This is a genomic window from Mesorhizobium hunchu (assembly GCF_040081975.1).
GTDB classification, from domain to species: Bacteria; Pseudomonadota; Alphaproteobacteria; order Rhizobiales; family Rhizobiaceae; genus Mesorhizobium; species Mesorhizobium hunchu.
Genome location: NZ_JBEBMG010000001.1, coordinates 520539 through 532143 on the forward strand (window position 1 = coordinate 520539; position 11605 = coordinate 532143).

Consider the following 11605-nt stretch of genomic DNA (forward strand, 5'->3'; position numbering starts at 1 on the left):
AAGGTGGTTGCGGGGAGGTACAGCCATCTTTACTTGCGGTCGAACTTGCCCCGTCATTCCCTGCCGCTCCAAACGGATACAGCGTTGCTTGGCGAGCTATTTCGCAGGACTGCGTAGGAAACGGAGCGTGGCTCATTTCCTGGTGCGATAGCTGCCGACAACGAGCTGTGGCGGCCGACCGAGAACTTTCAGCTGCCGGCAGGCAAAGGATCGGTCCCCTCACTGAGGATCGCAAGATAACGCTGGTAGCTGAACACTCGCCCCCGCTTGCGCCCAGTGATCTCCTCGACGATGCCCATCTTCTCCAGATCAGCCAATGCCGCATTGACTGTTGGCGCCGACAAGCCCGTTTTCTGGACAAGCTGGTTGGAGGTCAGGAACGGGTTCTGCTGGAAGAGATCGTGGATGCGCAGCGCCGAGCCCGCGCGGTCGCTTTCGTTCGTGATCCGCTCGCGATCCTCCTTGAAGAGGTCGACAATCCGTGTAGCGGCCTCGAAAGCCTGATTTGCGGTCTCGGCCACTCCGGCGAGGAAGAAATCGAGCCAAGCCTCCCATTTACCGTGCTCCCGTACTTCCTGCAGCAGCCGATAGTAGTCGGCCCGATGCATCTTCAGATAGAGGCTGAGATAGAGCAACGGCTTGCGGAGCACGCCGTTGACGCAAAGATACAGTGTCACCAGCAGGCGGCCAATGCGACCGTTGCCATCAAGGAACGGGTGGATGGTCTCGAACTGGACATGCAGCAGCCCGGCCTTGATCAGCGCCGGCAATCGCGAGCCATCCTCGTGTATGAAACGCTCCAGCGCATCGAGGCAGGCATCGAGTTCGGTGACGGGCGGAGGCACAAAGAGTGCATTGCCGGGGCGCGATCCGCCGATCCAGTTCTGCGAGCGGCGGAACTCACCCGGGCTTTTCGTGCCGCCGCGTCCGCTTTGCAGCAGCCGGGCATGCATCTCGCGGATCAGGCGCAGCGACAATGGAAGCTCTTCCAGCCGCTCCAGACCGTACATCATCGCATCCACGTAGTTCGACACTTCGCGGATGTCGTCGATCGGCTCTCCGGTTTGGGCCTGGTTCTCGAAGCGTAGAAGATCGGTCAGTGTGGATTGCGTCCCCTCGATCTGGGACGAAAGCACCGCCTCCTTGCGCACATACATGTAGAGGAAAAGTTCCTGGCGCGGCAGCAGCATGGTAATTCCGTCCAGCCGCCCGAGGGCACGTTCGGCGAGGCTCAGCCGGTCCAGAAGCGCCAGCACGTCGATCTGCGGCTTCGGCGGCAGAGGCGGCGGAACGAAGGCGCGCACGATCTCGCCCGCGACAGGGGTTTCGACGTATCGGCCAAGGCGCTGATCTAGCTTGGAATCGGTCATCGGGCAATGATGTCAGCCCAGCGCTATTTAAACAATACCCTACATGCTTAAATAACGGAGATGCCAAAGTAAGCGAGCTTAAATAGGCTCGTCGCTCTCGGCCTACTCCAACAGAAGGATAAAATCCGTCCGATCGGCAGTGGATGGGGCATCTGGTGCGACGAATCGGATAGGACCGCAGCCTTCGTCAATCGCCGCAGAGAATCTTCATAGCCTACACATGCCTGAGTGTTGATTTCCGTTGAGAGCTGACCCGAGATTTTCGCCGAGAAGTGACCCGCCTTCATGTATGGTTTGGGTCTTAGGTTTTGGTCAAGGTGGGTGCTTTCTCCTTCTTTGTTGGTGTGGTCTGGGCGGAGCTGTTCTTGAAGCGGAAGCTGTCGTTTCCGGTCTCCAGGATGTGGCAGTGATGGGTGAGGCGATCGAGCAGCGCCGTCGTCATCTTGGCATCACCGAAGACGGTCGCCCATTCGCTGAAGCTGAGGTTGGTGGTGATGACGACGCTGGTGCGCTCGTAGAGCGTGCTCAGCAGGTGGAAGAGCAGTGCCCCGCCTGACGCGCTGAAGGGCAGATATCCGAGTTCGTCGAGGATGACGAGATCGGAATGAGCGAGCCGGTTGGCGATCTGGCCGGCCTTGCCCTGGGCCTTCTCCTGCTCGAGCGTGTTGACGAGCTCGACGGTGGAGAAGAAGCGCACACGCTTGCGATGATGCTCGACCGCCTGCACGCCAAGGGCGGTAGCGATATGGGTCTTGCCGGTGCCCGGGCCGCCGACAAGCACGACATTGTTGGCATCGTCCATGAACTCGCATCGGTGGAGCAGTCGCACGAGGGCCTCGTTGATCTCGCTGCTGGCGAAGTCGAAGCCGGCCAGATCGCGATAGACCGGGAAGCGGGCTGCCTTGAGCTGATAGGCTACGGACCTGACCTCCCGCTCGGCCATCTCGGCCTTCAGGAGTTGCGACAGGATGGGGATGGCGGCCTCGAAGGCGGGTGAAGCCTGCTCGGTGAGTTCGGCGACGGCCTGCGCCATGCCGTGCATCTTCAGGCTCCTGAGCATGATGACGATGGCGCCGCTGGCGGGATCATGACGCATGGCGCACCTCCCGAGCCCGGCGCAGCGCGTCGTAGCGCTCGACGTTGGCCTGTGGTTCCTTGGCCAGGCTCAGCGCCTGCGGCGCATCCACGACCGACGCCGCGCTCGGCTTGCCGTCGACCAGCCTGTGCAGGAGATTGAGGATGTGGACCTTGGTCGGCACGCCGGCCTGCAACGCCATCTCCACGGCCGTCAGCACGATCTGCTCGTCATGCTGCAGGACGAGGATCTCGACCATCTCGCGGTCGCCGCCGGGCTTCCTGAGCAGATGCTGCTGCAGCCGTTTGAAGGCTTCGGGGAGTTCAGTGAAGGGAGCGCCGTTGCGCAAGGCTCCGGGCTTGCGCTGGATGACCGCCAGATAGGGACGCCAGTCGTAGACGGTGCGACCGGGGCCGTCATGCGATCGCTCGATGATGCGGCAGTGCTCGCATACGATCTGCCCCTCCGCGGCAACCACAATCCGTTCCGGATAGACCCGGAGGCTGACCGGCCGGTTGGCGAAGGAAGCCGGCACGCTGTAGCGGTTGCGCTCCAGATGGACCAGGCAGGTCGGAGAGACTCGCTTGGTGTATTCGACGAAGCCGTCGAAGAGGCGTGGCATGGGCATTAGGAACCGTGCTTCCTCGGCCCGGATGTCTTCGATCGTTCCCGGCCTGAGGCCATGGGGAATCTGTTGCCACAGCGCCCGACACCGCCGCTCCAGCCAGTCGTTCAAGGCCTCCAGCGATGGAAAGCGCGGCATCGGCTGCCATAGCCGGTGGCGGGCGTCCTGGACGTTCTTCTCGACCTGACCCTTCTCCCAGCCCGAGGCCGGATTGCAGAACTCGGCCTCGAACAGATAATGGCTGGCCATGGCCGAGAAGCGGGCATTGACCTGACGCTCCTTGCCGCGGCCGATCCTGTCGACCGCCGTGCGCATGTTGTCGTAGATCCCGCGCCGGGGAACGCCGCCTAGAACCCGGAAGGCGTGGTTGTGGGCGTCGAACAGCATCTCGTGCGTCTGTAGCGGATAGGCCCGCACGATGAAGGCACGGCTATAGCTGAGCTTGAAGTGCGCGACCTGAAGCTTGGTGCGCTCGCCGCCGATGACCGCCCAGTCTTCCGACCAGTCGAACTGGAACGCTTCGCCGGGCTCGAACGCCAGCGGCACGAAGGTGCCGCGCCCGCTCGTTTGCATCTGACGCTGGCGCTCTTCCTTCCAGGTCCGCGCAAAGGCGGCGACACGACCATATGAGCCCTCATAGCCGAGGCTCATCAGATCGGCGTGCAACTGCTTGATCGTGCGCTTCTGCTTGCGCGGCCTGTTTGCTTCCGTCCTCAGCCAGGCAGACAGCCGCTCGGCATAGGCATCAAGCTTGCTCGGCCGCTCCGGCGCCTTGAAGCGGGGCTCGACCTCACCTGATCGCAGGTATTTGCGGATCGTATTCCGCGACAGTCCCGTGCGCCGCGCAATCTCCCGGATCGAATGTCCATCTCGCAGATGCCAGCGTCGGATAACGCTCAGTAACGCCATGTCTATCACTCCAATGTCCCCTGCAATCAGCCAGCAGGGGTGGGTTCAAACATGGGTCACTTCTCAATGGAAAAATCCCTCAATCCCGGGTCAGTTCTCGGCGGAAATCAACAGACAAGGGCTACGATGCCAACGCGCTACGCACTGCAGTCAAGGATCGCAGGGCGTGGGCCAACATCCCGCCCAAGTCGAATCGGAAAGACGCGATCTGTTTCAGCCCCTTCCTCTACAAGGCGCGCAACCTCATCGAGCGCTTCTTCAACAGGGCTAAGCAGTTCCGTCGTGTAGCCACACGCTACGACAAGCTGGCCGAAAACTATCTCGCCGCGCTTAAACTCGTCGCAGTTCGCATCTGGTTACGCGATAATGAGTCTACATCCTAATCTGGGTCAGGACGTCAAAAATACTTGCACACAAACCGCACGCAAATTCTGATAAGTCATTGATTTTAAATGATTATATGCCCCATCCATCATGGGTGCGACGGAGAATAACTTCTCTTTTTTTCCAATATCTTATCGTACATATCGATCGGATCGGTTCGCCATCCTGCGATCAAGCCGGATGTGTCTTACCTCTTTTGATCTCTCCACGCACGGGGTTGCACACCAGCGCCGACCCGTAACAATCATTGTTCGAACCGGGCAAGACAGGCGGCGGGCGCAAGCCCTGCTCGGGACGCCTGTGCCACAGGCGCGTCAAAACCCCCGAATTGAGACTGTCGATCAGCCTGCCGGTCAGGTCTGGACGACGGCAGGCGGCTCACCTCTGTTCTCGATCCGGAAGGATATGGACCGATGACGGTGACGGCGTGAGAACGACTTTCGCACCCATGTCGACCATGTGCCGTTCGGCGGGATTGGCGACGTCGACCAACCATTCGCCGATCCCTTCGATCTCCACCAGATATTCGGCGACATTGCCCAGGAACATGGCGCGCCGCACCGTGCCCTGGAATGCGCCTTGCCCCGTCTCGGCCATCCGCACGGCTTCCGGCCGCACGACGACCTCCGCCTTCGCGCCGGCTTCCAGGCCCGGCATATCAGGCACGGCGACCTCGACGCCGCCGATCCGCAGCGTGCCGCCGTCCACGACCGTGACTGTCGCGAAATTGGCCTTGCCGATGAAATCGGCGACGAAGCGGCTGGCCGGCCTGGCATAGATTTCGTGCGGCGTACCGCGCTGCTCGATGCGGCCGGCATTCATCACCACGATCTCGTCGGAAATGCTCATCGCCTCGACCTGGTCGTGGGTGACATAGACCGAGGTGATGCCGACACGCTGCTGCAACTCGCGGATCTCGATGCGCATCTGCTCGCGCAGCTTGGCGTCGAGATTGGAGAGCGGCTCGTCGAACAAAAGCACCTTCGGCTCCATGACGATGCAGCGCGCCAGCGCCACGCGCTGCTGCTGGCCGCCGGACAACTGGCTGGGCGAGCGCTTCGCGTAGCCGCCAAGGCCGGTCTGCTCGAGCACACGATTGACGCGCTCATCGATCTCGGCGGTCGGCAGCTTGCGCAACCTGAGGCCGAAGGCGACATTCTCGAACACGTCGAGATGCGGGAAGATGGCGTAGGATTGGAACACCATCGCGGTGTCGCGCCTGTTGGGCGGATCGTCATTCACGCGCCGATCGCCGAAAAAGATGTCACCGGAGGTCGGCTCCTCGAAACCGGCGATCATGCGAAGCAGCGTGGTCTTGCCGCAGCCAGACGGCCCTAGCAGCGTGACCAGCTTCCCGGCTGCAATGTCGAGGTCGATATCCTTGACCGCCGCGACGGTGCCGCCGTCGGGTGAAGCGAAGAGCTTGTTCAGGCCGGAAATCCGGATCGCGTCTGTCATCAGAACCTCACCATGGATGTGTGCCGGCTCCAGCGGCCGATCGCGAACGAGATGACGGCGATGGCGATCAGCACGATGACGATGACGACCACGCTGAACGCGGCGGACACGCCGAGGCGGCCGGAACCAACCTGGTTGAGAATCTGCACCGTCATCAGGTTCCAGTTGGCCGAGACCAGGAAGATGGCGGCGCTGATCGCCGTCATGGCGCGCACGAAGGCGTAGACGAGGCCGGAGAAGAAGGCCGGCGCGATCAGCGGCAGCGTCACCTTGCGGAAGGTGGTCAGCGTGGTTGCGCCGAGGTTCTGCGCAGCCTCCTCGATCGACGGGTCGATCTGGCGCAGCACTGCGATGCCGGACTGGATGCCCACCGGCATATAGCGGAAGACGAAGCACAGGACGAGAATGGCGAAGGTACCGGTCAGCACCAGCGGCGGCGCGTTGAAGGCGAGAATGTAGCCGATGCCGACCACGGTGCCCGGCACCGCGAAGGACAGGATCGAGCCGAACTCCAGCGCCGTGCGTCCGGGAAAGGCGCGCCGCACGACCAAAAAGGCGACGATCATGCCGAGCAGGCCGCTGACCGGCGTCGAGACGATGGCGACCAGCAGCGTGTCCTTCACCGAATCCAGCCCGACATCGAAGACATAGGCGAAATGGGCGAGCGTCGGCGTGTAGTTGAAGCCCCAGACCTTGGTGAAAGCGCCGACCAGGATGACGGCGTAGAATGCGGTCACGAGCAGCGCGAACAGCACGAGCACGGCATAGAGCAGCCATTTCACCGGCCGGCTGACGATCTTCGAGGTCGAGGCGGTCGGCTTGCCGGTGACGGTGATGTATTGCCGCTTCGACAGATAATAGCGCTGGATGGCGAAAGCCGTCATCGAGGGGATCAGGAGCACGATGGCGAGCGTGGCACCGCGCGACAGGTTGAAGGAACCGGTGATCTCCAGATAGGCCTGCGGCGCCAGCATCGGGAAGGCCGCGCCCGCCAGCACCAGCGGATTGCCGAAATCGGCCATCGATTCGATGAAGACGACGAGGAAGGCGCTGGCGATGCCGGGCAGCGACAGCGGCAGGCTGACCTTCCAGAAGGTCTGCCAGCGGGTCGCGCCGATGTTGAGTGCCGCGTCCTCCAGCGTCGGGCTGAGCGAGGCGAGCACGCCGCGCAGCGACAGGTAGGCGATCGGCGCGAAGGTGAAGATCTGCGACAGCACGACGCCGTGGAAACCGTAAATGGAGAAGTCCGTCAGGCCGAATAGCTGCTTGGTAACCAGCCCGCTGAAGCCGAAGAGAAAAATGATCGAGACAGCGCTGACGAAGGGCGGCGAGACGATCGGCAGGATCGTCACATAATGCAGCAGGCGCTTGCCCGGCACGTCGAGCCGCGTCAGCACGAAGGCGGCCAGATAGCCGAGCGCAACCGAAAGCACGCCGACGACGACGCCGACGCTCAGGCTGTTGAAGAGCGCGTTGCGGTATAGTTTTCGGCCAGCGAGCTCGCCATAGCCTGAAAGCGTCCAGCCGCCGTCGTCGCCCTGGAAGCTGGCGAGCAGCACGCGCACCAGCGGATAGACGACGAAGACGGCGATCGACAGGGCGATCGCCGCCAGCAGGACCAGGAGAACCGGGTCCCGCGCCAGCACGCGCAATTGCGAGCGAGCCTTGCCGGTCACGGGACGCGCCTCACTGGCCGAGCACGTCCTTGGTCCAGCGCTCCACCAGCCGCTTCTTGTTCTCGGCGGCGAATTTCGGGTCGGCGGAGACCAGCTTGATCTTGTCGAGCGCCGGCACGCCGGAACCGCCGGAGACGTCGCTGCGGATCGGCAGGAAGTAGGTCTTGGTGGCACTGAGCGCACCCTGCCCGTCCTTCGAGGTCATCCAGTCGACCAGCTTCTTGGCCTCGTCCATGTGCTGCGCGCCCTTGAGGATCGACATCGAGGCGACCTCATAGCCGACGCCTTCGGACGGGAATACCACCTTCACCGGATAGCCCTCGTCGGCGAGCTTCAAAAAGCCCGGCGTGAACTGGATCGCCAGCGGAGTCTCGCCGACGCCGAGCGCACCGGAGGGCGCGGTGCCGGACTGCGTATAGGTCTGGACGTTCGGATTGATCGCCTTGAGATATTCGAAGGCGCCGTCCTCTCCGCGTTCCTGGATCAACGTCAGGATGACGGCATAGGCGGTGCCGGACGACTGCGGCGACGGCATCTGGATCAGCCCCTTGTAGGCAGGGTTCTTCAGGTCCTCCCACGACGCCGGCACCGGTGCCTTGCGGCTTTCCAGTATGTCGGTGCGCACGCCGAAGGCGAGCGGATTGGTATAGATGGCGTGCCAGTAGCCGTCCTTGTCCTTGAAGTCGTCCGAAAGCGCCGAGGCATTGGCGGAAACGTAAGGCTCGGTCAGGCCGCGCTCTTTGGCCAGGATATGGTTCTCACTCGGGGCGCCGAACCAGACATCGGCCTGCGGATTGGCTTTCTCCGCCTCGATGCGCGACAGCGCCGGTCCGGACGACAGGAACACCATCTGCGTTTCGACGCCGGTCGCCTTGGTGAAAGCGTCGAGCAGCTTCTTGGCATTCTCCTCATCTACACTGGAATAGACAGTCAGCGCATGCGCGGAACTCATGCCGAGCAGCGACGCCAGCGCCGCGGCGGCGACGGTCTTGAGCGAAAATTTCATGGTTTTCTCCCTGGGTTTTTATTGTGAAATAATAAGCCGGCAAATCACCGGCGCAATCCGTCACGTTCGAATTTCCGGAATACTTCTCTTCGATGCGCTTTCGATGGTTCAATCGACATTGATCACCCTGACGCCGTCCAGCATGTCCGCCGACCGAAGGCGTTGCGCGGCGTTCCCGTTCGTCACAAGCACGTCAAGCTCGCGGACATGCGCGATCCGATGCGGTGCGCGGCGCCCGAATTTCTCGTGATGAACGACGAGCACGACCTTGCGGGCCTGCTTCAGGATCGACTTGGTCAGGTCGACCTCCATCGGATCGAATTCCAGCACGGTTCCGTCCTCATCGACAGCGTTCGCCCCGATCAGCGCCACATCGAACTTGAACCGGGTTCGGCTCTCGTCCGAAACGGTCAGGATCGCCGGATCCTTGTTTCGCACGTAGCCGCCGTAGATGTAGACGGTCGCGTCGGTGTTGATCGCGCAGGTGTAGGCGACATCCAGATTCGGCGTGGCGATCAGGCATCCGGGATGACGGGCGACGATCTCGTGCAGGGAGGCGAAGGTCGTCCCGAGGCCGACGAAGACCGTGGCGTTGTCGGTGAAGAACTCCTCGAGCGCCATGACCAGCTTCTTCTTGACGCCGGCCTGCTCGCTCTGCCGTTCCTGATAGCCGTACAGGACCCGGCCGGGCGCTGCGAAAGCCCCGCCGAAGCCTTTCTGGATCAGCCCGTTGCTGTCGAGTATGTGCAGGTCGCGCCGGATCGTCTGCTGCGTGACCGAGAACCGTGCCGCAAGCTCGGCCACCGACACGGCGCCGTTGCTGCGAACGGCCTCCAGGATGGCGGCGCGGCGCCCGGTCAGAACGCCGCTCATCTCAGCTTCACTCCAAGGTAGGACCGGTCGTCGGTGAGCGCCGCCGCCGTCGTTCCCTTGGTGCTGAGGAAATCACCGATTTTGTTCGGATCACGCTCCTCGACATATCGGAACGACTTCTCCCAGGAAGCGACGCCGAAGTCCTCGCCAGGCAGGAAATACCCGTCGGAAAACAGTTCGATGCTCTCGATATCCGCAAGGCGGTAGCTGCGCGTCTCGATGTATTTGTCCGGTACGCCGAAACCGTCGAGCCCGCCGTAACCGAGCACCCTGTCGGTGACGTTCTGGAAATCCCCCTGCCCGTGCGCGATGCCCTTGTGGAACAGTTCGAGCAGTTCCCATTCGGGAACATGCGGCAGCCGCGCGCGGCAGGCGGCGAGCGCCCGCGCTTCGATCTGCGCTAAAGCATCCGCATCGGCGGTTGGCGATCCCTCCTGCTGGTATCGGGTGCCCTGCCAGGTCAGCGCAGCGGAAAAGCGGTCGCAAGCCGCTTCGTCATGACCCAATCCGGCGAAATGGCGCCAGGCTTCGCGGCGAAGGATCGACGTCACGTCGTCCAGCGGCTTCAGCACCTGGAACAGGTCGGTTCCGTTGAAGCGCGCGCCGCTGTCGCCCACGGCCACCACTTCGAGCCTGTCCCCGAAGCAGAAAGCCAGCATGACCGTACAGCCGCCGCGAAGCTTCCAGTCGTCTTTCGCACGCTCCAGAGCGCCGTTGGCCTCGTAGCCGGCACGGATCGCGCCGTCGAGATAGGCGATGAGCTCGGCAGGTCCGCGATAGTGCAGATGCTCGGCGTCCGCACGCCCTTGGGCGAGCAGGAAGGTCTCGACGGCACGGCGCACCGTGCGCGAGGCGAACCGGCCTGACAGCATGCCGTCATAGGTCGTGCCGTTGCGGTCGGTGACGCCGTCGATAACGGCGTAGCCCAAGTCCGGCATGATGACGAGGCTGTCCTCGTTCATCTCGGGATGCCCGAATTTCTTGCCGAGCGTGAATGCTTCGAGGTGCTTCATGGTCACGGGGAAAGAGCGCGCCGAAGCCGCTCCGAACCTTTCATCTGAAGGCAAATGTCAACTATCGGGAGCGCCGCCCGGCGCAGCATACCCGTCGGACGGGCGGCGCCCCGATAGGAGCGCCGCCCGCCATGATCTTACTGGCCGGTCGCAGCCCGCCACTTCTCCAGGATCGCCTCGGTGCCGCCGAGCTCGGCGAGCGACTTCAGCTTCACCAGCTTGAGACTGGTCAGATCGGGCATGCCTTCCGGACCGCCGACGTCGGTGCGCGCCGAGCGGCGGCCGATTTCCTTGACGAGCGTCTCCTGCGTCGACTTGGACAGGGCCCAGTCGATGAACTTCTTGCCGCCGTCCGGGTTGGGGCCTCCCTTGACCAGGGCGACGCCGTCAGGCGTGGCGATCGTGCCGTCGGTCAGGTGCACGATCGACATCGGCGAGCCGCCCTTCACATAGAGGAGCGCGTTGTCTTCCAGCGTCAGGCCCATCGACGTCTCGCCGTCGGCGACATAGCGCGGCACCGCGCCCGAGGAATCGCTCAGGACGAAGTTCTTGGCGATCTTGTCGTATTCGTCCCAGCCCTTGTCGCCGAAGATGGTGAGCACGCCCTGCAACTGCTGCAAGGCGGAGCCCGAATTGTCGGCGCGAGCCGAAGTGATCTGCCCCTTCCACTTCGGATCGGCCAGTTCGGCCCAGCTCTTGGGCGCCTGGTCGAGCGGCAGGATGCTGGTATTGACCGCGAGCACGTAGACCACGCCGGTATAAGGCGTCCACGCGTCGTTCTGGATCAGGCTGGTGTTGATCTTGTCGTAGTCGGCGGGCTTGTAGGGCTCCAGAATATCGGCAAGCTCGGTCAGCGCGCTGCCGGAGATGGACCAGATCACGTCGGCGGCCGGGTTTGCCGCCTCCGCCTTGGCGCGCCTGGCGACATCGCCCGAACCCATCTTGACCACTTCGGCCTTGAGCCCCGTGTCCTTCTCGAAAATCGGCAGCAGCTTGTCGACGATGGACGAGTTATGGGCCGTATAGACGACCACCGGCTTGTCCTGCGCCAATGCCGGTCCGGCCAGGGCGGTCGACGCAACGAGCGCGGCAGCCATCGCCAAAAATGTACGTTTGCGAATATTCATCAGGTCCTCCCTTTTCATTTTCGACCATATTTTGTCGGTTTTGATACTGGTATGAATTCGCGGTTGTTGCAATCCGAAAATTATGCCTT

The 11605-nt window shown here is 62.6% G+C and carries 9 protein-coding genes and 1 pseudogene; 1 reads left to right on the top strand and 9 read right to left on the bottom strand.

Annotated features, from left to right (window positions below; genetic code table 11):
- Positions 1 to 188 precede the first annotated feature (188 nt).
- From ABMA46_RS02525 to istA, 3 genes are all read right to left on the bottom strand, one after another.
- Complete coding sequence (locus ABMA46_RS02525; protein ID WP_348997698.1) at positions 189 to 1370, bottom strand: Fic family protein; 1182 nt, start codon at positions 1368 to 1370, stop codon at positions 189 to 191.
- A 301-nt stretch (positions 1371 to 1671) separates the two neighbouring features.
- A complete protein-coding gene (gene istB, locus ABMA46_RS02530; protein WP_348997699.1) occupies positions 1672 to 2466 on the bottom strand; it encodes an IS21-like element helper ATPase IstB in 795 nt (264 codons plus the stop codon).
- Positions 2456 to 3979 carry an IS21 family transposase gene (gene istA / locus ABMA46_RS02535; RefSeq protein WP_348997700.1) on the bottom strand — a complete coding sequence of 508 codons (1524 nt, stop codon included), beginning with the start codon at positions 3977 to 3979 and terminating at the stop codon, positions 2456 to 2458. Before istA ends, istB begins: the two co-directional genes overlap by 11 nt.
- A 113-nt stretch (positions 3980 to 4092) precedes the next feature.
- Here istA and ABMA46_RS02540 point away from each other — a divergent pair.
- Positions 4093 to 4362 (top strand): annotated as a pseudogene (locus ABMA46_RS02540) (transposase); the annotation flags it as partial.
- A 379-nt stretch (positions 4363 to 4741) separates the two neighbouring features.
- On the opposite strand, the gene ABMA46_RS02545 reads toward ABMA46_RS02540, so the two are convergent.
- The 6 genes from ABMA46_RS02545 to ABMA46_RS02570 all read right to left on the bottom strand — a co-directional run bounded on the left by ABMA46_RS02545 (position 4742) and on the right by ABMA46_RS02570 (position 11516).
- Positions 4742 to 5821, bottom strand: coding sequence for an ABC transporter ATP-binding protein (locus ABMA46_RS02545; protein WP_348997701.1), 1080 nt, complete (start codon positions 5819 to 5821; stop codon positions 4742 to 4744).
- Positions 5821 to 7497, bottom strand: a complete 1677-nt coding sequence (locus tag ABMA46_RS02550; protein ID WP_348997702.1) for an ABC transporter permease — start codon at positions 7495 to 7497, stop codon at positions 5821 to 5823. Before ABMA46_RS02550 ends, ABMA46_RS02545 begins: the two co-directional genes overlap by 1 nt.
- Before the next feature lie 10 nt (positions 7498 to 7507).
- Positions 7508 to 8503 carry an ABC transporter substrate-binding protein gene (locus ABMA46_RS02555; protein WP_348997703.1) on the bottom strand — a complete coding sequence of 332 codons (996 nt, stop codon included), beginning with the start codon at positions 8501 to 8503 and terminating at the stop codon, positions 7508 to 7510.
- A 108-nt stretch (positions 8504 to 8611) separates the two neighbouring features.
- A complete protein-coding gene (locus ABMA46_RS02560; RefSeq protein WP_348997704.1) occupies positions 8612 to 9376 on the bottom strand; it encodes a DeoR/GlpR family DNA-binding transcription regulator in 765 nt (254 codons plus the stop codon).
- On the bottom strand, positions 9373 to 10395 hold the full coding sequence (locus tag ABMA46_RS02565; protein WP_348997705.1) for a hypothetical protein: 1023 nt from the start codon (positions 10393 to 10395) through the stop codon (positions 9373 to 9375). The genes ABMA46_RS02560 and ABMA46_RS02565 overlap by 4 nt, the downstream gene beginning before the upstream one ends.
- Positions 10396 to 10526: 131 nt before the next feature.
- On the bottom strand, positions 10527 to 11516 hold the full coding sequence (locus tag ABMA46_RS02570; protein ID WP_348997706.1) for an extracellular solute-binding protein: 990 nt from the start codon (positions 11514 to 11516) through the stop codon (positions 10527 to 10529).
- Positions 11517 to 11605 lie beyond the last annotated feature (89 nt).